At 55.9% G+C, this 21,031-nt stretch carries 18 protein-coding genes; 13 read left to right on the forward strand and 5 right to left on the reverse strand.

Annotation, left to right across the window (positions count from 1 at the left end; translation table 11 throughout):
- Positions 1-96: 96 nt before the first annotated feature.
- Positions 97-867: a DUF1836 domain-containing protein gene (locus WMW72_RS28850; RefSeq protein WP_341419057.1), complete on the reverse strand. Its 771-nt coding sequence runs from the start codon at positions 865-867 to the stop codon at positions 97-99.
- A gap of 243 nt (positions 868-1,110) precedes the next feature.
- On the opposite strand from WMW72_RS28850, the gene WMW72_RS28855 reads away from it, so the two are divergent.
- The gene (locus WMW72_RS28855; RefSeq protein ID WP_341419058.1) at positions 1,111-2,430 is read left to right on the forward strand and encodes a hemolysin family protein; all 1,320 of its coding nucleotides are present in this window, start codon (positions 1,111-1,113) and stop codon (positions 2,428-2,430) included.
- 144 nt (positions 2,431-2,574) lie between these two features.
- On the forward strand, positions 2,575-2,967 hold the full coding sequence (locus WMW72_RS28860) for an Asp23/Gls24 family envelope stress response protein (RefSeq protein ID WP_341419059.1): 393 nt from the start codon (positions 2,575-2,577) through the stop codon (positions 2,965-2,967).
- 97 nt (positions 2,968-3,064) lie between these two features.
- Here WMW72_RS28860 and ftsW read toward each other — a convergent pair whose 3' ends face one another.
- Both ftsW and WMW72_RS28870 read right to left on the reverse strand, forming a co-directional pair.
- Positions 3,065-4,219: a putative lipid II flippase FtsW gene (gene ftsW, locus WMW72_RS28865; RefSeq protein ID WP_341419060.1), complete on the reverse strand. Its 1,155-nt coding sequence runs from the start codon at positions 4,217-4,219 to the stop codon at positions 3,065-3,067.
- A gap of 13 nt (positions 4,220-4,232) precedes the next feature.
- Positions 4,233-4,580 carry a YugN family protein gene (locus WMW72_RS28870; protein WP_341419061.1) on the reverse strand — a complete coding sequence of 116 codons (348 nt, stop codon included), beginning with the start codon at positions 4,578-4,580 and terminating at the stop codon, positions 4,233-4,235.
- Positions 4,581-4,780: 200 nt separating this feature from the next.
- Between WMW72_RS28870 and WMW72_RS28875 the strand changes: the two genes are divergently transcribed.
- The 5 genes from WMW72_RS28875 (at position 4,781) to WMW72_RS28895 (ending at position 11,078) form a co-directional block, all read left to right on the forward strand.
- On the forward strand, positions 4,781-5,977 hold the full coding sequence (locus WMW72_RS28875) for an amidohydrolase (protein ID WP_341419062.1): 1,197 nt from the start codon (positions 4,781-4,783) through the stop codon (positions 5,975-5,977).
- 119 nt (positions 5,978-6,096) lie between these two features.
- The gene (locus WMW72_RS28880; RefSeq protein WP_341419063.1) at positions 6,097-6,534 is read left to right on the forward strand and encodes a CBS domain-containing protein; all 438 of its coding nucleotides are present in this window, start codon (positions 6,097-6,099) and stop codon (positions 6,532-6,534) included.
- Between the two features lie 147 nt (positions 6,535-6,681).
- Positions 6,682-8,475, forward strand: coding sequence for a DNA repair helicase XPB (locus WMW72_RS28885; RefSeq protein WP_341419064.1), 1,794 nt, complete (start codon positions 6,682-6,684; stop codon positions 8,473-8,475).
- The gene (locus tag WMW72_RS28890) at positions 8,472-10,553 is read left to right on the forward strand and encodes a helicase-associated domain-containing protein (RefSeq protein WP_341419065.1); all 2,082 of its coding nucleotides are present in this window, start codon (positions 8,472-8,474) and stop codon (positions 10,551-10,553) included. The genes WMW72_RS28885 and WMW72_RS28890 overlap by 4 nt, the downstream gene beginning before the upstream one ends.
- Before the next feature lie 78 nt (positions 10,554-10,631).
- Entirely contained in the window at positions 10,632-11,078 is a 447-nt protein-coding gene (locus WMW72_RS28895; protein WP_341419066.1) for a YlbF/YmcA family competence regulator, read from the forward strand.
- A 113-nt stretch (positions 11,079-11,191) separates the two neighbouring features.
- Here WMW72_RS28895 and WMW72_RS28900 read toward each other — a convergent pair whose 3' ends face one another.
- The gene (locus WMW72_RS28900) at positions 11,192-12,211 is read right to left on the reverse strand and encodes an asparaginase (RefSeq protein ID WP_341419067.1); all 1,020 of its coding nucleotides are present in this window, start codon (positions 12,209-12,211) and stop codon (positions 11,192-11,194) included.
- 48 nt (positions 12,212-12,259) lie between these two features.
- Between WMW72_RS28900 and WMW72_RS28905 the strand changes: the two genes are divergently transcribed.
- The 5 genes from WMW72_RS28905 to galU all read left to right on the forward strand — a co-directional run bounded on the left by WMW72_RS28905 (position 12,260) and on the right by galU (position 16,037).
- The gene (locus tag WMW72_RS28905; protein ID WP_072334436.1) at positions 12,260-12,526 is read left to right on the forward strand and encodes a YlbG family protein; all 267 of its coding nucleotides are present in this window, start codon (positions 12,260-12,262) and stop codon (positions 12,524-12,526) included.
- Between the two features lie 218 nt (positions 12,527-12,744).
- The gene (locus WMW72_RS28910; protein ID WP_423227614.1) at positions 12,745-13,188 is read left to right on the forward strand and encodes a hypothetical protein; all 444 of its coding nucleotides are present in this window, start codon (positions 12,745-12,747) and stop codon (positions 13,186-13,188) included.
- A 149-nt stretch (positions 13,189-13,337) separates the two neighbouring features.
- Positions 13,338-14,249: a selenium metabolism-associated LysR family transcriptional regulator gene (locus tag WMW72_RS28915; RefSeq protein WP_341419068.1), complete on the forward strand. Its 912-nt coding sequence runs from the start codon at positions 13,338-13,340 to the stop codon at positions 14,247-14,249.
- Positions 14,250-14,325: 76 nt separating this feature from the next.
- The gene (locus WMW72_RS28920) at positions 14,326-15,174 is read left to right on the forward strand and encodes a PHP domain-containing protein (protein ID WP_341419069.1); all 849 of its coding nucleotides are present in this window, start codon (positions 14,326-14,328) and stop codon (positions 15,172-15,174) included.
- Positions 15,171-16,037: a UTP--glucose-1-phosphate uridylyltransferase GalU gene (galU, locus tag WMW72_RS28925; RefSeq protein WP_341419070.1), complete on the forward strand. Its 867-nt coding sequence runs from the start codon at positions 15,171-15,173 to the stop codon at positions 16,035-16,037. The genes WMW72_RS28920 and galU overlap by 4 nt, the downstream gene beginning before the upstream one ends.
- A gap of 124 nt (positions 16,038-16,161) precedes the next feature.
- Here the strand turns inward: galU and WMW72_RS28930 are convergent, their stop codons facing one another.
- Positions 16,162-17,988, reverse strand: coding sequence for an Rqc2 family fibronectin-binding protein (locus tag WMW72_RS28930; protein ID WP_341419156.1), 1,827 nt, complete (start codon positions 17,986-17,988; stop codon positions 16,162-16,164).
- 160 nt (positions 17,989-18,148) lie between these two features.
- On the opposite strand from WMW72_RS28930, the gene WMW72_RS28935 reads away from it, so the two are divergent.
- Positions 18,149-20,941 (forward strand): calcium-translocating P-type ATPase, SERCA-type, encoded by a 2,793-nt coding sequence (locus WMW72_RS28935; RefSeq protein ID WP_341419071.1) that lies wholly within the window; start codon positions 18,149-18,151, stop codon positions 20,939-20,941.
- Positions 20,942-21,031 lie beyond the last annotated feature (90 nt).

Below are 21,031 nucleotides of genomic sequence, written 5' to 3' on the forward strand. Positions count from 1 at the left end.
TCAAATCAACAAAATCTATTCTAATCCTGGAGGTAAATTATAGCAATCATGAATTTTCGAATCATGAATTTTTTAGTCCTTAACGTTCTTTCTTGTTTACAAGTTTTGCAGGAACAGGGTGGCATTGAGGTACTGCCGGGCTAAGGAATGAAAATAAGCGGTTTGGATCGATACCATTGCGATAAAAAGCACATTGCGCACCGCTTCGCTCTGCTCCGGCTTCAGGGTGCTGAGCTGACGAACATATTGATCGGCGCGCAAGCGGAGCATATTCTCCATCAACACGTCGTGATTGCGTTTGCCCTCTTCATGGCCCTGTACATCCAGCATCTGGTCATTATTCTCATCTAATTCCTCAAAGAGATGCGTGTAGGCAACATAAAGATCCAGCGGGCGGATCAGATCGTCATGCTCGTCTTCAGGCTTCAGAAAAATGATATGAAACAAACTGCGGATGGACTCGAAGTCCAGATTGCTCTTCAAGTCCTCGACTATAAACAGCAGGGCGGCCTGCTGCAGCGAATATTTCTTACCCGCCTGGGGAGCGCCCAGAAATTCCTTGAAATCGCGCTTTACCCAGTTTTGCACGGAAGTCACGGAGAAGTTAGTATATTCAATCGTATTCCCTAGGGCGACGATTTCCTGAAGGGAAAGGCCGCCGATCCGATCGGTTTTCAGCAGCTTTTCGAATACGCCGGGCAGCCTTGTAGACAGGAAGGCCGTCAAGCTCGCCCCCTGGCGAAGCTCATGCTGATGAAGCTTGGACCAGGCTTCCTGAAGAATGGCTACCGGCTTCTTGTCAGAGCCGCTCTGGAGTGAAACGAGCAGGGAAGACATTTCCTTGCGGGTGAGTGTGAAGGTTTCCATATCACGTACCTCAATTTCTGTTAGCGTCAAGTTCTTATGAACTTATCTTAAGATTTAGAAAAAAGCTTGTCAAAGGGAAAGAATAAGCGAGCGAGTGGTGTGCAGAAGCAAGATGAGCTCAAAACGGACGTATTCGGTCTGACAGCGGCTAAAAATCGGTTTGTGATTTCATATGAAAGATCATAAAATAAGTTCATAGGAACTCGTTATTAGATTAGTCTAAATATGAAAAGGAAGGTAACCATGATTGTAAATCTCGTATTAGTTGCTTTGCTGATTGTGCTGACGGCTTTTTTCGTAGCTACGGAGTTCGCGATTATCAGGCTCCGCTCCAGCCGTGTGGACCAGCTGGTGATGGAAGGACGCAAACATGCGGTTGCGGTTCAGCAGGTCACCCGGAATCTGGACGGCTATTTATCGGCCTGCCAGCTCGGCATTACGATTACGGCGCTCGGACTGGGCTGGCTCGGTGAGCCGACCGTCGAAAAAATTCTCCATCCTTTATTCAGCTACATCGGTCTTAGCGGCGAGGTGAGCGGAGTGATTTCCTTCCTGATCGCGTTCGTCTTGATTACCTATCTTCATGTGGTGCTGGGTGAGCTGGCGCCGAAGTCGCTGGCTATCCAGAAGGCGGAGCAAGTCAGTCTGCTTGTGGCTAGGCCGATTATGCTCTTCTACAAAATTATGTACCCGTTTATCTGGCTTCTGAACGGCTCCGCGAACTCACTGATCCGTGCGTTCGGCATCAAGCCGGCTAAGGAGCATGAGGATGCCCATTCCGAGGAAGAGATTCAGATCATCCTGTCGGAAAGCTACCAGAGCGGGAAAATCAATAAAGCAGAGTATGGATATGTCAGCCGGATTTTTGCCTTCGACGAGCTGTTGGCGAGGGAGATCATGGTTCCGCGGACCGATATGGCCTGCCTCTACACCAATCTGACGCTAGAGGAGAATATAGCCATTATCCGCCGTGAGCAATATACCCGGTTCCCCGTGGCTTCGGAGAGCAAGGACAGAATCGTCGGCATGGTCAACACGAAGCGGTTTTTTCTGCACGATGGGGGCCATGGCGAGCCTATGGATCTGAACTCGCTGATTCAGCCCGTACTGACAGTACCGGACTCGATCCCGGTTCAAGCGCTGCTGAGGAAAATGCAGCTGCAGCAGGTGCATTTTGCCATACTGATCGATGAATACGGAGGAACTGCCGGTATGATCACTATTGAGGATATACTGGAGGAGATTGTCGGAGAAATCCGGGATGAGTTCGATGCGGATGAAGTGAAGCCAGTCGAAAAGCTGGATGACGGTCAGTATAGGCTTGAAGGGAAGGTGCTGCTGAGCGAGGTGAATGAACTGCTTGGCTCCGATCTGAACAATGACGAAGTCGACACGATCGGCGGCTGGCTGTATATGCAGTCTCCGGAGCTCAGTCCAGGGAGTGTATATACGCATGGTGATCTTGCCTTCGAGGTGCTTGAGAGAGACAGCCACCGCATCCGCTGGATTCGTGTATCACGTGTCCATGAAGCTGCTGCTAAACAGCCTGTCTCGCTTGGGTAAACGGTCAGCAAGCCGGGATTTGCCAGCGTCCTCCAGGACTCCGAGCGGGGATTGTCGAACGCTGTCAATACCGGTCTCTTTGGATTTGCTTTCCATCCTGTAACTTATTACAATAGAGATATAATCCTTGAAGGAGTGATCCTCATGAGCGAAGAAATTCAAACAGGACTTATCCGCATTTCAGATGACGTCGTTGCGACAATAGCAGGGCTCGCTGCATTGGAAACGCCAGGGATCGCCGCCATGTCGGGAGGAATTTCGGAAGGCTTGGCGAAGCGTCTGAGCGGTAAGAACGTGCAGCGCGGCGTATCCGTCGAAGTCGGCCAGGTTGAGGCAGCCATCGATCTGCGTGTTATCGTCAACTATGGCAGTAAGATTCAGGAGGTTTGTCGCGATCTTCAGGAGAATATCCGGGAGGCCGTTGAGAACATGACGGGCCTGTCTGTGGTGGAAGTCAATGTGAAGGTGGAAGGTGTCGCTTTCCGCGAAGAGGAACCTGTACATACGGCAGAAGACCCGCAGCATCGAGTGAAATAAAACATAGGGAGCAGGGGAGCCGCGCGCTTCTCTGCTTTTTTGATCTGAATACGGCCGGGAATGGTCTCAGGCAGCGTGGAAGGCAAAAAAAGAGAGCCTAGACGGCTCTCTTTCTGCCATGTACCCTTTGCTGCGGTTCCTTGGCGGGCACGTTCTGTTCGCGAGAGATGCTGAGGAGTATGCCCAGGCTCATCAAGGTCATCATGATGGAAGTCCCCCCATAGCTGATGAGCGGCAGTGTAACTCCCGTCATCGGAATCGTATTGGTGACCCCGCCGACATTAATAAAGGCCTGGATGCCGATCATGCCGACGATGCCGACACCGGTCAGCATCCCGAACAGCTCTTGGCAGCGAAGCGCGACGATCAGACCGCGGAGCAGGAACAGCAGATAAACCAGCAAAAACAGGGAAGTTCCGATAAATCCAAGCTCTTCGCCGATAACCGCAAAGATAAAATCATTGTAGGCCAAGGGCAGGTAGTGCAGCTTCTGGATGCTTTGGCCGAAACCGGCCCCTGTCAAACCGCCGTGACCGAACGCGAAGAGCGACTGTACGATCTGGTAGCCTTCCCCCTTCGCGTCCGCGAAAGGATTCAAGTAAGTCGTAAACCGGCCTACCCGGTAGCTCTCGCCGTTCGTTTTGAGAAAGTAAACGATTGCGATTACGCACATCGCCATGAAGCCGCCGATGCCCAGCGTGGCGATATGCTTGAAGCTCGCGCCGCCGACGATAATGACCAGCGCTGCGCCCATGACGAGAATCATCGTGGAGCCGAGATCGGGCTGCTGCATGATCAGCAGACAGATGAACCCGACGACGAGCAGCGGCGGCACCAGCCCGCGCTTGAAGTCCTGGATTTTATCGCCTTTCTTGCTGATGAGAGAGGCCAGATACATAATCACGGCAAGCTTGGCAAACTCGGTGGGCTGAAAGGTACCTAAGGGGCCGAGATTCAGCCAGCTCTTCGCCCGGTTGATCTCAATGCCGATAATCGGCACGAGCATCAGCAGGACGATGGCCAGGGTCAAGAAAGGAGCCACCCATTTCTGGAATTTGCGGAAATCGACATTCATACAGAAGAACATGATGAACGTTCCAATGACAACCTTGCTGCCCTGGCTGATGACCATTGACCAGGGGTCCTTCTCCGCCACACTCGCACTGAATACGAAGGCCAGACCGAAGCACACGAGTAAAAACGTCAGGAAAAGCAGCAGAAAATCAGGCGTTCCTCGCCGCGGGGCGCTCATCGTGAGCTTCCGCCTATTGGGTCAGCTTCGACTTCAGCTCAGCCAGCTTCCCGGTAACCGTCTTCGAGATGGAGTCCGGAACCGGCGAGTTGTAATCGAGTCCGTGCGGGAATGTAGCTCTTCCGATATAAGTTTCTTCCACGTAAAGGATGGCGTAAGGGGATTCCAGCTTGCCGCTTTCCACGCGCGTATTGATACGCAGGAAATAATCGTTGCCGGTTGCTTTATCTTCGAGCTTCAGGTCGTAGGTGGCGCGGTAGTACTCCCATTGCCAGCGTACGAAGCCAAGCTGCTCCATGCTTTCGTCCAAGTGGGCCAGATCGCTCTTGAGGCCCTTCAAACCACTGTTTTCAATAATCACAGCAAGCCCTCCTAATCTATGTACATCACTTTACCCATGATAGTATGTTTCCCTTACTTGTGCAAGCCTAATGCATGGCCGCCCCGGCTGCCCGCCAGGGAAAGTTTGAAAATTTGTGACACATGGGATGAAACCTGCCAAGGCTTTTGTTACAATAATAGGATAACAAATCTAAGCGCTATATCATCGGAGGCATTGATATGGATATATATGAAGCTTTGGAAGCTGCTTACCCGGATATGGTGGAGTGGAGAAGGCATCTGCACCGCCATCCTGAATTGTCTTACCAGGAGTCCGCAACAGCCGCGTTCGTCGCAGAGAAGCTTCGCGGATGGGGGCTTGAGGTACGCGAGCAAGCGGGTAAAGGTCATGGAGTCGTAGCACGTCTGCGGGGGTTGGAGGACGGACCGACGGTCGCATTGCGGGCGGATATGGATGCCTTGCCGATCCAGGACGAGAAAAGTTGCGAATATGCTTCGACCGTGCCTGGCGTCATGCATGCCTGTGGCCACGACGCCCATACGTCCACCTTGCTTGCCGTAGCGAAGGTGTTGAGCGAACGGCGGGAGCAGATTCGGGGGCAGCTCGTATTCGTCTTTCAGCCTGCCGAAGAGACGACCCCGGGAGGCGCGCTCGGGATGATCGAGGATGGCGTGCTCGATCAGGTCGATGTGATGTACGGCATCCATCTGTGGACTCCGTTCGAAGTCGGAACGGCCGCCTGCAAGCCAGGCCCGGCCATGGCCGCTGCCGATGAGTTCGTGCTGGGGATTAAGGGCAAGGGAGGGCACGGAGGTCTTCCTCACGAAGCAATCGATAGTGTATTTATTGCCTCCCAGCTTGTCGTGAATCTTCAGTCCATCGTCAGCCGTTCGGCTGATCCAACTGAGCCATGTGTCGTTTCCGTCGGGTCTATACATAGCGGAACTACCTTCAATATTATTGCTGAAACCGCTACGCTCAAAGGAACAGTACGCACCTTCAATAAGGAACTGCGCATGAAGGTGAGAAAAAGGCTGGAGACGATCGTGGAGCAAACCTGTCTGATGCACGGGGCCAGCTATACGCTGGAGTACAAGATGGGCTATCCGCCTGTGGTCAATCATGCAAGTGAGGCGGAGAGGTTTTTCCGGACTGCTCCGCAAACGTTTGGCAATGACCGTACACTGCTGTCGCCGCTGATTATGGCCGGCGAGGATTATGCTTACTACCTGGAGAAGGTTCCTGGATGCTTTATGTTCGTAGGAGCGGGGCATCCCGAGAAGGGAATTGTGTATCCGCATCATCACCCAAAGTTCGATATTGATGAAACCTCCATGCTGTATGCGGCCAAACTCTTCGTGAATATGACACTGGACTACCTGGAACAAAACCGGTTGAGCATTGCCGTTAAGTAACAGCCGGGCCGCGCATGGGAAGATGGCCTGAGGGAAACTCTATGGAAGACGAAGCCTTATGTCTGCGGCAAGGGCAGGCAAGGCTCCGGACTTTCAAAGCTCAGGAGGGATTTCCGCTTATGGCAGCGAGAACGCTTCGGGAAATCATGACGAAGGATTGCGTGACGGTAACACTCCAGGACAATGTATATGAAGCAGCGGTCAAAATGAAGCAGGAGGATACCGGCTTTATCCCGGTTGTCGATGGCAAGAAGCTGATCGGCGTGCTGACCGACCGTGACCTGGTCATCCGGGGATTTGCCGCCAAGAAGGAAGGCTCTACCGCCATTAAGGAAGTCATGAGCGACAGAGTCGTATCCGTATCTCCCGATACGACGGCAGATGAAGCGGCGAGGGTGATGGCCAAGGAGCAAATCCGCCGGCTGCCGATCGTAGAGAATGGTGAGTTTGTAGGTATCGTATCCATCGGCGACTTGGCCGTACGGGATAAATTCGAGGACGAAGCGGGAGAGGCGTTAAGCCGCATTTCCAAATCGGATAAACAACCTGTGATGTAACGGATGTCCCGTCCATTTGTTCGCTGAAATAACAAGAACCATCCTTCGGCCAAAGCCAAGGGATGGTTCTTGTTGTTTCTAAAATGTTTAAATCTTAGGCTGTTCCCTCATACTAAAACTAACTGTTAAAGTTTGGAGGGATCGCCTATGGCTGGATATCGGAAGAATAGCCCCCTGATCGTGCAGCATGATTTTTGCATATTGGCCGAGACGCGCCATCCGGAATTCGAGGAGGTGCGTGCCGGGCTTGCCAGGTTCGCAGAGCTGGTGAAGTCGCCGGATAATCTGCATACGTACAGGATGTCCTCCCTTTCGCTCTGGAATGCGGCCGCATCCGGTCTGACCTCGGACGAAGTGGTGGAATTTCTCGAGAAGCATGCCAAATTCGGTGTGCCGGCTTCAGTGAAGCAGGACATACTGAGGTTTATCGAGCGGTATGGGCTTGTTCGTCTGGAACGTATCGGTGACGATCTGCTGCTGATTTCCGACGACCTGGATGTGATTAAGGAGATGGTATCGTTTAAGTCGCTCCGTTCTTACGGGCTGGTGCAGACAGATGCCCGTACGCTGCGATTCTCGCCTCAGCACCGGGGCTTGCTCAAGCAGGAGCTGATCAAGCTCGGTTTCCCCGTCGAGGATCTGGCTGGCTACAGTCAGGGAGAAGCGCTGCCGATCCGGTTGCGCTCCGATCCGGGAACTGACGAGGGCTCGTTCGAGCTAAGGGATTATCAGCGCAAGGCCGTGGATTCGTTTTACCGGGAAGGGTCGATGCAGGGCGGCAGCGGCGTGCTCGTGCTGCCCTGCGGTGCAGGTAAAACGGTCATCGGCATAGCCGCTATGGGCAAGCTGTCCTGCGCGACGCTGATCCTGACGACGAACAGCACGTCGGTGAAGCAGTGGAAGCGGGAGATATTGAGCAAGACGGACCTGACGGATGAGATGGTTGGCGAATATACGGGCTCCGTGAAGGAGGTTCGCCCGGTTACCATTGCGACGTATCAGATCTTGACGTACCGGAAGTCGAAGAACGGCCCTTTCCTCCACATTGATTTATTTAATAAGAGAGACTGGGGGTTAATCGTCTATGATGAGGTCCACCTGCTGCCTGCCCCGGTGTTCCGGATAACCGCGGATATTCAGGCGACGCGCCGGCTCGGTCTGACGGCTACGTTGGTGAGAGAGGACGGCCGCGAGCAGGATGTATTCTCGCTGGTCGGGCCCAAACGCTATGAGATGCCGTGGAAAACGCTGGAGACCCAGGGCTGGATCGCCTCGGTGGCTTGCGTCGAGTTGAGGGTCCCGCTTCCTCCTCGGGAGATGGAAGCTTACCGGATGGCCGAAGAGCGGGAACGCACACGGCTCGCGAGTGACAATACGGCGAAGCTTGCGGCAGCGGAAGCATTGCTAAGCAGGCATCAAGGCGAGCAGATCCTGCTTATTGGACATTATCTGGAGCAACTGCAGGAGCTGGCCAAGCGGACGGGAGCGCCGATGATCAGCGGTGAGATGCCGCAGGAGAAGCGCGAGGAGCTATACGAGGCTTTTCGGAGCGGCGGGCTTGAGGTGCTGATCGTATCAAAGGTCGCCAACTTCGCCGTCGATCTGCCCGATGCGGCGGTTGCTATTCAGATATCGGGCAGTTTTGGCTCGCGGCAGGAGGAGGCGCAGCGCCTCGGACGCATCCTGCGCCCCAAGGCGGGGAAAAATAAAGCTTACTTCTACTCGCTCGTCAGTATGGATACGAAGGAGCAGGAGTTTGCGATGAACCGGCAATTGTTTCTGATCGAGCAGGGATATTCGTATCGGGTGGTGGAGCTGCCGGAGGAACTGGATTACGGACGGCTGTTGTCGGACCCAGAAGCTTCCGGCAACGGGACCGACTATCCGGGAGAAGATCCAACAGGCCATGAGGATGAGCCGAAGGAGGCGATCTATCCATGAAGTACCCGCAACTTGCCGCGCTGATGCCTCAGGAGCTGCGAATCCGGCTGGAGGGAGAGCCGGTTTATGCCGCTTGGCTGAGGGAAGGAAAAACTCTGGAGCAAGCGTGGCAGGATGACGTTGTGTTGGAGACTGTCTACAACCGACTAAACAGGGCGGAGCGGGTGATTCTGGACATCATCGTCCGCCGGATCGGCTGCTCTCCGTTTGACGATACGCGTCTGGACCGGGCGGCGGAGGCGCGCTTATCCGGTGCGGAGATTCGTTCGGGCCTCGCCGGACTCCGGCGCAAAGGGCTTGTGTTTGCCTTCCGCAAATCCTGGGGCGAGCTCATGTATCTGCTGCCGGAGGATGGCTTTGCCCGGTGGCAGCGGATCTTGTTTGCCTCCTTATCTGGACCTCCCAATCAAACCGAGAAGGTTGAAGAGCTGCAAGACGGTTTTGATCCGGTGCTGCCGTTATTCGATGTGCTCGTCTATGCCGCCAAGCATAAGCTCAAGCTGACGAAGCAAGGTACGCTGCCCAAGCGTATTGTACAGCAGGTGGCGGAGCTAGCTTCCTGGGACGAGCGCAGCTTCGGCGGGATCTCCTTGAAGTATGCTTATGCCGACGCCTATCCGCTCAGGGTTGCGCTTGTGCTGGACATGGCTCTCAAGCTCAAGCTGCTAAGCCGTCAGGAGGATGAGCTTCGCCTTGAGCCTGAAGCGCTGCACACTTTCTTATTCCTGTCTCGGGCCGAGCAGAATAAGCAGCTGTATGCCTGGTGGAAGGACATTGCCTTTCCTTCGGAGGTCTGGCTGCAGCATGCTGCACTGCTGGTTGAAGCATGGCCGGCCTCCGCTGCTCTCCAGGCGTCGCAGATCGTGACGTCCTTCGTCCGGGTAGGGCTGCTGGACCTGGCGGCTGAGCCGCTAGAACTTCGGGAGCGTGTCCGTCTGCTGCAGGAGCTATGGCTGGAGCCGCTATGCGGCTTAGGATGGCTGGAGAAGGAGATGCATATCCCGATCGTCCCGAATGCCAACGGGATGGATCATCAGAGTTTCGTGGAGTACAGCTACCGCTGGAGACGGCATCCCGGGGAAGCGGGGTCTTATGCAGCCCAGGAATTAGAGGAAGGCAGGCTTCTGGTGCAGCCGGACTTCGATATTCTCGTGCCGCCAGACGTACCTCTGCATGTTCAGTGGGAGCTGGGCTGTCTGGCGACGGAACCGCTCCGGGACATGCTGAGTGTGTATAAGTTGACCAAGGATAGTATGAAGCACGCACTGGAAAATGGCCGGTCCGCAGATGAGGTCATAGCTTTCCTGGACGCCCATGCGGCTTATGGCGTTCCGGAGAATATCCGGCTTGCCCTGAAGCAATGGGCCAAACCGTTCGGCTTGACCCATGTGGTCAGCCTGACCATGCTCCGATGTGCTGATGCGGAGACGGCACGCACCGTCTGGAGGCTGCCAGCGGCCGCCAAGCTGCTGGGTGAGCTAATCGGCGAACGAGACTATATTGTAGATCCCGTTCATGTGAAGACGCTCGCCTCCGTGCTGGAGAAGGCAGGCTTTATCGCCGGGTTGAAGCTGCAGCAAGCGGACGAGCAGCGGGATTATCCGGTGCTGCGCCAACCGGAAGTTATGGCTTTTGCTGAGCCTGAGGCGCTAGAGCTTCCTTCGGAAGTCCAAGGGCTCGTGTATGCTCGGCACTCAGCAGGCTACTTCCAGATGGACGCGGCGCTGCCTGAGCCCTTCGAGCTGTATCCGGATCTGCGTGATATTCCCGCATCGTGGTTGAAGGATTACCGCAATTACCACCCCTCTACGCGGAGGGAAATCGTGGAGAAGGCGATCCAGCTTCGCTCACTGCTGCAGATCCGCAAGGCAGGGGAAGACTGCAGGATAGTCCCTCGCAAGCTGCAGGAAACCCGGGGGAGCTGGTGCATCACCGGGATGGAGGCTGAGTCTCCAGGGGCCGAGCCGCGTGTAGCTGCAGAAGGAGAAGGCCGTGGACGACCGGCAGAGATCCGGCTGCTGGAAGGGGAATGGCAGGAGATGAAGCTGATCCTGCCGGGGGTTAACGATAAATATTAACCGAACACGCAGCCTTGCGATTGTGCTATACTGGTGAGGCAAGCCTATTATTTGTACCGAAAGGCAGGTGCTGTTTGGATGGCGGTTATGGAATCGCGCACGCTTGACATGTCGACAATGCTGATGGGAGCCTACGATTTAGCCGATCTGATCAAAAACTCCGCGGATACGGCGGATTATCTATATTGGAAACAGCGCAAGGATTCGGATGCCGAAGTGCAGTTGCTCGTGAAGGAGTTCCTGAAGAGCAAGGAGAAATTTCAGGAATGCGAGCGGTTCGGCCATTATCATCCGAACTATCATGAGGCGCTCGACCAAGTAAGAGCCGTCGAGGCGAAGCTGGATGCGGTCGAGTCAGTGCGCCGCTTCAAGGAAGCAGAGCGCAGACTCGACGAACTGCTGTATTCCGTATCGGAGACGATCGCCCGTGCCGTGTCCGATACGATCAAGGTCCCCTCGAATGATCCGCTTGCCAGTACCGGGGGATGCTCTTCCGGAGGCAGCTGCAGCGGCGGATGCGGATAAATTTGTACAGTAAAAAGAGGCCCTCGAGGCCTCTTTTTTCATGAATATGCGCAAAGGATGGATGACATGCTTTCGTACTTTTATGGGAATAGTAGGGATGTTGAATACTGCTATCAGAGATGAGAAAGCCGGAAGACCGGCTCTAGCCGCCCGACGTTCTCACCGCGGCGGTTGACAACGTACGGACGGTGGAAGGGTTCGAGCAGCTGAGCTTCGGCTTCGCTCAGAAAGCCGAGCTGAAGCAGCGCCTCGGCCGCCGCAGGATATAAGGCCCGCTCGGCTCCGTCCTCCAGCTTGATCGCTAGGCCTACACCCTCGGACGGAATAGTCGCGGCAAACACGCCTTCGGCTCCCATCTTGCCGATGATACGTCCGCCCGTCACCTCGGCCAGCCGCGTATCGAAGCGGTCGGTGCCTGCCAGAAAGAACGGCTCATGACCGATGGCGCTCAAAATCCGGCGGCATGCATCCGCCCGCGCTGGCTCCAGTCCATCAGGATTGCCGAGTCTGGCGTAGCCCAGAGCCAGCGAAGAGAGCGGCATCGCAAAGACCGGAACGCCGCAGCCGTCGACGCCGATGCGGATCTGGCTCGCCGGTATGCCGCACATGTCACTGACGGTCTGCAGCATTTTTTGCTGGACAGGATGTTCGGGACGAGTATACTGATGAGTAGATACATTCATCAGGCGCGACAAGGCGAGCATGCCTGCATGCTTGCCGGAGCAGTTATTATGAACGGGAGTGGCGGGCTCGCGCTCATACTTGAGTCTATCCGCCTCGCTCTTCAGCAGCGGTTCTTGCGGTCCGCAGTCTAGAGCGCTTACATCGAGTCCGGCCTTTGCCAGGATCGAGGCCGCCGTGATCGTATGCTTGGGTTCGCCGTTATGTGAGGCGCATACGAGGGCTGTCTCGGCCTCGGTGAGTAGGAATTGGTCCGCGCCGCCCATCTCCAGCAGGGGGATGGCCTGAAGCAGCTTGGCGGTCGACCGCGCATAAGTATAGAACCCCGCATCGCCTATACAGGCGATCAGGCGGCCGGAGGAATCGACGGCAGCCAGGTGGCCGCGGTGGACGCTTTCCGTAATCGGTCCGCGCGTGACGGCTACGAGAGATTCGGAAGCAGAATTTGACATAGAGAACGTTCAGCCCTTTCATTTTTGCTAAAGAAAGAAGGTCATGCCATGTTTACCGAGCGAGCCGGGATTATCGTATGGGTTTCCGATGTGAAGGCAGCAGCCAAGCATTTGGAGAAATACGGGAATGTGCATTTCATTTCCAAGAAGCTGCATTATGCAGCTATGTATATTTACGCAAGCCGTCTGGATGAAACCGTCAAGCAGCTGCAGCGGCTGCCGTTCGTCAAGAAGGTGGAGCGTTCCCATCGTAATGAAATTCCGACTGAATATAATAGTAATATGCCTGACAAAACAAGATTCTACACGTTGTAGCCGCTTGGATGCAACTTGGGCGGCGATGGGATGCCGTCAGCGGTTCGAGAGTCTGGTTATGGCGAGGAAGACCCCGGAGCTCATGACGGGGTCTTTTGGTCATTCCTGGTAATCTAAAGATTTCTTAAGTTGATTCTATACGACAATAAGGTAAAATTAAGGGGGTATGGGAAGTACATAGGTGGAGCGGACTATTTTTTTAGGAAGAGGGTTTGGTTGTGGCTGACATAAAATCCGGCGAGAAGGCGAACAGTAACGGGACCACTCCGATCTTACTCGGAGGCAAGGTCATTGCGGACATTATCATCACACATCACGCCCGCAGCCGTTGGGCTGACCGTGTCGAATCCGAGAAAACAGGTTTTCTCGATATTGCCGAATTTGTATGGGACAAGCTGAAATCACGCTCCATCCGCACCTACTATAAGAATGAACAAGATGTATTTCTCATCGACGACGATTTGGTGATGGTGGCAGAGTTCTCAGAAGTGGTAAGAGCCCCGGGACAGCCTCCAGGACCTCCCATCTACAAGATGATTGTCGTCACTTTCCTGGGCCGAATGTCCGAGACCATGGAGCTGCGCGACCTTCGATCCTATTACTCCTGGCTGCGACACTCCCGGAGGATGACGCTGATTAAGAACAGCCGGAAGCGGAGATAGTCCGACAGGCTGCGATCACGATACAAGCAGGGTATGCTGTCTCTGGCGGCATGCTTTTTCTGTTTTTTGGGCGGCAGCTTCGCGTTGCGGTTGGCCTCGGAACGGTTTTTATATATAATTTGGAGGAAAACGCTTTTGCGGAGGTTGTTATGGCGCATAACTTTCATCAGCTTCATATTTTTTTCACGGTTGCCGAGAAGGGCAGCTTCTCGCTTGCGGCCGGCGCCTTGCACATGACGCAGCCTGCCGTGACGATGCAGATTCAGTCGCTGGAGGATTATTTTGGTACCAAGCTCTTTATCCGTTCCACCAAGCGGGTGGAGCTGACGGAGGCCGGCCGCACGCTGCTGCCGTTCGCGCGGCGGAGCATCGACCTGATTAGGGAAACGGATATCAGCATGTCCAAGTTTACGCACATGCTCGAGGGAAGGCTTCATCTCGGAGCGAGCCTGACCGTTGGAGAGTATATTCTGCCGCGGCTGCTCGGTCCCTTCGGCCAGGAGTATCCGCATATTTCCATAAGCATGAAGGTTATTAACACTAAGCAGATTTTAGAGGAAGTGCTGAATCACCAGCTAACCTTCGGACTGGTCGAGGCCGAGGTCAATCATCCGGACCTGCACACGGAGGCCGTGCTGAGTGACGAACTGAAGCTGATCCTGCCTAAGGACCATCCCCTGGGACGGTTTGACAAGGTGCCGGTAGATGAACTGCGCGAATATCCGTTCGTGCTGCGGGAGCAGGGCTCCGGCACACGGAGGGTGATGGAGGAAGAGCTGGAGCGGGCCGGCTGTGAAGTCTCTTCCCTCAAGATCGTGATGGAGCTTGGCAGCACAGGGGCGGTCAAGTCCGCGGTCGAAGCGGGATTGGGAGTCTCGGTACTGTCTCAATCTTCGCTCAAGCACGAAGCGGCTCTTGGTGTGCTGCAGGTTAGGGATGTAGAAGGGGTAAGCTTCGCGCGAAGCTTCCACGCCATTTACTTGGGCTCCACGCTGCTTCCGATATCGGCGGTTACCTTCCTGACCTTCCTGAGAGAGCGGGATTTGAGCCAGTGGCTCTAGCGGCCAGGGGGATCGATCAACGAAGTAATCTGCTGCTGCTCCAGGCAGGATAAGTATGAATCAAGGGGGGATTTGCTTGCCTTATGCAGACTTGCATACGCATACCATCGCGTCTGACGGGACCGGGACGCCTGCAGATAATGTCAGACTGGCGGCAGCTGCCGGGCTGGCCGCGGTCGCGATCACGGATCATGACACGGTAGGCGGGCTGGAGGAGGCTCTGGCCGCCGGAGAGAGCTATGGGATTACCGTTGTGCCCGGCATCGAAATCAGCACCGTTCATGAAGGTGCCGATATTCATGTGCTCGGCTATTGGGTCGACTGGCGCGACCCGGTATTTCTGGAGCGGCTGGAGCAGCTTCGGAGCGTCAGAGACCGCCGGAATGAGATGATCGTGGAGAAGCTCCAGGCACTGGGCATGGAGATCACGATGGCGGATGTTCTGGCATCGGTCAGCCTGCTGAGGCGTGAGGGCGACACTGTCGGGCGTCCGCACATCGCCGATGCGCTTGTACGCAAAGGCTATGTCGGCTCGATGGCCGAAGCGTTCGAACGGTACTTGGGCAAGGGAGCGGCCGCGTATGCGAACCCGCCGCGCATCACGCCGTTCGAGGCGCTCGTGTGGATTCGGGAAGCAGGCGGTGCTCCGGTGCTGGCGCATCCCGGCCTATACGGCTGCGATGAATTGATCCCGACGCTGGCTGCACAAGGGCTGGCCGGGCTGGAAGTATACCATGCAGACCACACGCCTGAGCAGGAAACGGCCTATGCGGCCATGGCGCAGCGCCACGGTCTGCTGGTTACGGCGGGCTCCGATTACCACGGAGAACGCGGGGGCGTTGTATTCCATGCTCCGGTCGGAGCGCGCAGGGTCGAAGCGGAAGTTATCCATCAACTGTATAAGCGAAGGGGAGAGCAGCTATGAGAGTACGCAAGGCCATTATCCCGGCTGCCGGTCTGGGAACCCGGTTTCTGCCGGCGACCAAGGCGCAGCCGAAGGAAATGCTGCCGATCGTCGACAAGCCGGCGATCCAGTATATTGTAGAAGAAGCGATCTCCTCCGGTATCGAGGATATCATTATTGTAACAGGACGCAATAAGCGCGCGATTGAGGACCATTTCGACAAGTCGGTCGAGCTGGAGGCCGTGCTGGAGGAGAAGGGCAACCACGAGCTTCTGAAGATGGTGCAGTCGATCTCTAATCTGACCGATGTCCATTATATCCGTCAGAAGCAGCCGCTGGGCCTGGGACATGCCGTCTTATGTGCGCGTAAATTTATCGGGAATGAGCCGTTTGCCGTGCTGCTGGGCGACGATATTATCCAATCCGAACCACCCTGCCTCAAGCAAATGATGGACCTGTTCGATCAGACTGGAACCTCGGTGATCGGCACGCAGGAGGTCCCATGGGAAGATGTGAACAAGTACGGGATCTTGTCGCCGGCCAAGGATTCGTCTGCGTTCGCGTGGATTGAGGATCTGATCGAAAAGCCGGAGCGTGAAGCTGCGCCTTCGAATCAAGCCATCATCGGCCGGTATATTCTGATGCCGGAAATTTTCGATATCCTGGAACATAGCGGTCCTGGACGCGGCGGGGAAATCCAGCTGACGGACGCGCTGCGGATTCTGAACGAGCAGCAGCGCATGGTGATGCACTCTATTACCGGACGGCGTTATGACGTAGGGGACAAGCTGGGCTACATCGAAGCGACGATCGAGATGGCGCTGGAGCGCGACGAGCTGAAGGGACCCCTCGAAGCCTACCTTCGGCGCAGACTCGGGCTGTAGGCCTGTAGCGTACCGTACTCATTCCATAAAAAATACCTCCAATTCCACGCTGATCAGGGTGGGATTGGAGGTTTTTTGGTTTGTAGGTTGATGTGGCGCTTTTCGGCTTATGTGACGTACGGTCCTACTTTACGGTCATCGGCAGCTGCTTAAGCCGCTCGGCCTCGGGCGTTACGAACAGGGTTTTTTGATGATCATAGATGACGAAGCCCGGCTTGGCACCGCCTGGCTTGCGGACATGCCGGATCAGCGTATAATCGACAGGCACTTGGCTGGATTCTTTGGCCTGGCTATAGTAGGCGGCGAGCTGCGCCGCTTCCAGCAAGGTCGCATCTCCGAATTCGGTGCTGCGGATCACGACATGAGAACCGGGAATGTCCTTGGTATGCAGCCAGGTGTCTCCGGATTGGGCGAGCCGGTTGGTAAGGTATTCGTTCTGCGTGTTGTTCTTGCCTACATAGACCGGGATGCCCTCACTGGACGTATAGCAGGCCAGAAGGGGTTTGGCATTCGCTTTTTTTCGCTTCAGCTTCTTGCTCCGGTCACGCAGGTAGCCCTGCCCAACCAATTCCTCGCGGATTTCCTCAATATCCTGTATGCCTGCATTGGCAAGCTGCTGCAGAAGGTTATCCAGATAGACGATCTCCTCCTGGGACTGGCGCATTTGTTCATGAACCACGGCGAGGCTGTTCTTGGCTTTCGTATATTTCTTGAAGTACCGCTGCGCATTATCCGATGCAGACAGCAGCGGGTCCAGCTCGATTTCCAGCGGACGCTGCTCCTCATCATAATAATTGATAACCTCGATGTGGCTCTCGCCCTTGCGGATTTGATGCAGGGAGGCTGTCAGCAGCTCACCGAGAATCCGGAAGCGGTCCGCCTGCTGGGCATCCTCCAGCGTTTCGGCCAGCTTCTCCAGCTTCTTGACGTTCTTGCTCCGCTCGTTCGTCAGCAGCCGGAACAGGTCGCTGACCCGTTGTTTGACCGTATCGCGTTCTGCCTTGTCGCTGTAGTACGTCTCCAGACAGCTGCTGACTGACGGGAACCGGCGGGTCTCTCCGTGGAGATGCGTGAGATCCGTGATGGAAAAGAAGCTTTTGCCGGAAGGCTGTACAGTCGTGATTACGGGATCTGTCTTGCCAGCGCGAAGCTGTGCGCTCAGATCGCTGAACGGTACCCATAGCTTACGGATCGCTTCGCGCTGTCCGGCACCCTCTGTCGTATCGGAGTCCAGGCTACCATTCGAATCCGAAGCTAACGCTTCTCCGGCAAACGCGCGGTAGACCAGCTCCCGGGCGGCCAGCGGACTGAAGCCGCTGAAGCGCTGAACCAGTGCCTGCTCCCATAGCTTGCTGCCGGATGCTTGACCCTCGTCCATCAGGGCCTGAACCGTTTCTCCCAGCAGCGATGTGAATGACTCCTCGTTGATGTCCAGCGGATTTGCCTTATGCTGCTCCGGAGGGTTCACATAGGGGACCCCCGGCATGACGACCCGGTAGCTGCTGATGGACGGTGTGACATGATGGATGCCGTCGATGATCGTATTCGTGGCCGGATCAAGCAGGATCAAGTTGCTATGGCGGCCCATAATTTCGATGACGATCGTTTTTACGCTGAGATCGCCGAGCTCGTCACGCTGCCGGATGTTTAGGCGGATGACCCGCTCCATCTGCGGCTGCTCGATCGATTCGATGATGCCGCCCTCACAGTGCTTGCGGAGCAGCATGCAGAACATCGGTGCGTCCAGCGGATTCACAAAGTTCGCGTCAGTGATATGTACGCGCGGATACGTCGGACTCGCCGACAGGATCAGCTTGATATTCCGGCCTGCAGCCCGGATTTGCAGCACGATATCATTGCCGGAGGGCATCTGGATTTTATTGATGCGGCAGGGGAGCATCTCTTGCAGCTCCTGAACGAGGCCGTGTATGACGAGACCGTCGAAGGACATAGGTGTAAACCACTCCAATTCTTAATAAACGTCATTCCCTATCATGCCATAATTTTGCGAAAAACTTAAGGTCTTTCTCGGCAGCACCAGGAAACCGTGCTAATTTGCAGCTTGTCTGAATACATTTACCCTAGACAACCTTATGGGAGGGAAAGAGCAGATGAGTCAGAAACCATGGTATCAATGGACGTCCGAGGAGATCCTGCAGTCGTCGGGAACCGAGCCCTCACAAGGCCTGAGCCGGGAGGAGGCGGACAAGCGGCTGGCTTCGCACGGTAAGAACGAGCTGGCTGAGGGTCAAAGCATCTCCCCGATCACGCTGTTTCTGAATCAATTTAAAGACTTTATGGTGCTGGTGCTGGTGGGAGCGACACTGGTATCGGGTTTGCTCGGCGAATACCTCGACGCGATCACGATCATAGCGATCATCTTCATGAATGGCATACTCGGTTTTCTGCAGGAATTCCGCGCAGAGCGCTCGCTGCGTGCGCTGAAGGAGCTCTCGGCACCGAATGCCAAGGTATTGCGGGAAGGGAAGCTGGAATCCATACCGGCGAGGGAGCTCGTACCGGGCGATCTGATCGTGCTGGAGAGCGGAGACCGTGTGCCGGCAGATGTCCGTTTTATTGAAACGACGGGCATGTATGTGGAGGAGTCCGCCCTGACCGGGGAGTCCGTTCCGGTATCGAAGCATACGGCTGCCCTGGAGCAGGACGAGATCCCGCTTGGAGATCAGCGCAACCTGGGCTTTATGGGAACGATGATTACACGCGGCTCGGGCAAAGCTGTGGTCGTACGCACGGGTATGCAGACCGAGATGGGCAAAATTGCCGACATGATTCAGAATACGGATGCGATCGATACTCCGCTGCAGCGCCGGCTCGAGCAGCTTGGTAAAATACTGATCATCGTCGCCTTGGCGCTTACGGTTCTTGTCGTCGTAGCGGGTATTCTTCATGGGCAAGAGCCTTATGGCATGTTCCTAGCGGGCGTCAGCCTGGCGGTAGCGGCAATTCCAGAAGGGCTCCCGGCTATCGTTACCATTGCTCTGGCGCTTGGAGTCCAGCGGATGATTCAGCGCAAGGCCATCGTGCGTAAGCTGCCCTCGGTGGAGACGCTCGGCTGCGCCTCGGTCATCTGCTCGGACAAGACGGGCACGCTGACGCAAAATAAGATGACGGTGACTCATCTGTGGCTTGGAGGCGATGTGATGGAAGTGACCGGAGACGGCTACGAGCCTCAAGGCGCGATTGTCAAGGAGGGCAAGCCGGTTGATCTGCATAACAACCAGATGCTGAGGCGCCTCCTGCAGGTATCGGTACTTTGCAATAATGCGTCACTGCATGAAGAGAAGCAGGAGGGGAAGCGGAAGGAAGCGGCGGCTGCCGGCGTGTGGACGATCAAGGGCGACCCGACAGAGGGCGCGCTTGTCGTATTGGGGGCCAAGGCGGGACTGACGCAGAGCTCATTGGAAGGGCTGTACCGCCGCACGCTGGAGCTGCCCTTCGATTCAGATCGCAAGCGGATGTCGGTTGTCGTGGAGCATCAGGGCGGCCGGATGGCATGCACGAAGGGAGCCCCAGACCTGCTGATCCAGCAATGTGCCTATGTGCTCTGGGATAACCGGGTTATCCCGTTTACGCCGACCCTGAAGCAGAAGGTGGCCGCGGCTGCTGAGGGCATGGCCAAAAATGCGCTGCGAGTGCTCGGACTTGCGTACCGCGAGCTCAAGGAGTCCGACCAGCAGCTAGACGAACCCGGCGTGGAATGTCAGCTCGTATTCATCGGACTGACCGGGATGATCGATCCGCCCCGCCGCGAAGTGCGCGAAGCGATCACGAAATGCCGCCGTGCAGGGATCAAGACGGTGATGATCACCGGAGATCATCAGACGACGGCGGAGGCCATCGCACGTCAGCTTGGGATTTTGCCGCAGGATGGGCAGGCGATGAGCGGTCACCAATTGGCGGCGATGAGCGACGACGAGCTGGATAAGCGGGTCAACGAAGTCTATGTATACGCTCGCGTCTCTCCGGAGCACAAGCTGCGGATCGTCAAATCGCTGCAGCGCATGGGGCATACGGTGGCGATGACGGGAGACGGTGTCAACGACGCCCCGGCCATCAAGGCGGCGGACATCGGGATTGCGATGGGAATCAGCGGTACGGATGTGTCCAAGGAGGCGTCTTCGCTCATTTTGTCCGACGACAACTTCGCGACCATCGTGTCGGCCATCGAGGAAGGGCGGGGCATCTATGAGAACATCCGCAAGTTCATCCGATACCTGCTGGCCTCCAACGTCGGCGAGATCATGACGATGTTCCTGGCGATGATGGCGGGACTACCGCTGCCGCTCATTCCGATTCAGATTCTGTGGGTTAATCTGGTCACCGACGGACTGCCGGCTATGGCGCTAGGCGTGGATCAGGCAGAGAAGGATCTGATGCTTCAGAAGCCGCGTTCCGCCAAGGAGAACATCTTTGCCCGAAGGCTCGGCTGGAAAATCATCAGCCGGGGCATTCTGATCGGCGTCTGCACGCTGGCTGCCTTCTACATTGCCCTGACGACGGCTTCGGACGACGCCAATACCTTGATCAAAGCCCAGACCATCGCCTTCGTTACGCTGGTGATGGCCCAACTGATTCATGTGTTTGACTGCCGCAGTTCCCGCTCGATCTTCCATCGCAACCCGCTGCAAAATGTGTGGCTGGTGCTCGCCGTCGGCTCGTCACTGCTGCTGGTGCTGCCTGTGCTGTACGTGGATGCGCTGCGGACGATTTTCAAGACGGTTCCGCTCGGGGTGACTGATTGGGCGCTGGTACTGGTTTTCGCCGGGATTCCGACCTTCCTGATGGGCATCGGCAGCGTGCTGTCGACATCGGGACGCAAAACGGCGCCGCCGCGTAAAAACGGACCAAAGCGAGTCAAACCGATGAAGCCCGTGGTGCGGTAGATTCAGGATTCATAAAGCCGCAAGCTTGGCCGAAGTCTTTGCCCGCGGGCAGGGATTTCGGCCGTTTGCATTTTACCGGGCGATGAGGTA

The organism is Paenibacillus filicis, from assembly GCF_038070315.1.
In the GTDB taxonomy this organism is placed as follows: Bacteria; Bacillota; Bacilli; order Paenibacillales; family NBRC-103111; genus Paenibacillus_G; species Paenibacillus_G filicis.

Bases quoted from the DNA above. Each gene is read 5' to 3' on its own strand.
- WMW72_RS28850 (WP_341419057.1), bottom strand. From the start codon at position 867: ATGGAAACCTTCACACTCACCCGCAAGGAAATGTCTTCCCTGCTCGTT.
- WMW72_RS28855 (WP_341419058.1), top strand. From the start codon at position 1,111: ATGATTGTAAATCTCGTATTAGTTGCTTTGCTGATTGTGCTGACGGCT.
- WMW72_RS28860 (WP_341419059.1), top strand. From the start codon at position 2,575: ATGAGCGAAGAAATTCAAACAGGACTTATCCGCATTTCAGATGACGTC.
- ftsW (WP_341419060.1), bottom strand. From the start codon at position 4,219: ATGAGCGCCCCGCGGCGAGGAACGCCTGATTTTCTGCTGCTTTTCCTG.
- WMW72_RS28875 (WP_341419062.1), top strand. From the start codon at position 4,781: ATGGATATATATGAAGCTTTGGAAGCTGCTTACCCGGATATGGTGGAG.
- WMW72_RS28880 (WP_341419063.1), top strand. From the start codon at position 6,097: ATGGCAGCGAGAACGCTTCGGGAAATCATGACGAAGGATTGCGTGACG.
- WMW72_RS28885 (WP_341419064.1), top strand. From the start codon at position 6,682: ATGGCTGGATATCGGAAGAATAGCCCCCTGATCGTGCAGCATGATTTT.
- WMW72_RS28890 (WP_341419065.1), top strand. From the start codon at position 8,472: ATGAAGTACCCGCAACTTGCCGCGCTGATGCCTCAGGAGCTGCGAATC.
- WMW72_RS28895 (WP_341419066.1), top strand. From the start codon at position 10,632: ATGGCGGTTATGGAATCGCGCACGCTTGACATGTCGACAATGCTGATG.
- WMW72_RS28900 (WP_341419067.1), bottom strand. From the start codon at position 12,211: ATGTCAAATTCTGCTTCCGAATCTCTCGTAGCCGTCACGCGCGGACCG.
- WMW72_RS28905 (WP_072334436.1), top strand. From the start codon at position 12,260: ATGTTTACCGAGCGAGCCGGGATTATCGTATGGGTTTCCGATGTGAAG.
- WMW72_RS28915 (WP_341419068.1), top strand. From the start codon at position 13,338: ATGGCGCATAACTTTCATCAGCTTCATATTTTTTTCACGGTTGCCGAG.
- galU (WP_341419070.1), top strand. From the start codon at position 15,171: ATGAGAGTACGCAAGGCCATTATCCCGGCTGCCGGTCTGGGAACCCGG.
- WMW72_RS28930 (WP_341419156.1), bottom strand. From the start codon at position 17,988: ATGTCCTTCGACGGTCTCGTCATACACGGCCTCGTTCAGGAGCTGCAA.
- WMW72_RS28935 (WP_341419071.1), top strand. From the start codon at position 18,149: ATGAGTCAGAAACCATGGTATCAATGGACGTCCGAGGAGATCCTGCAG.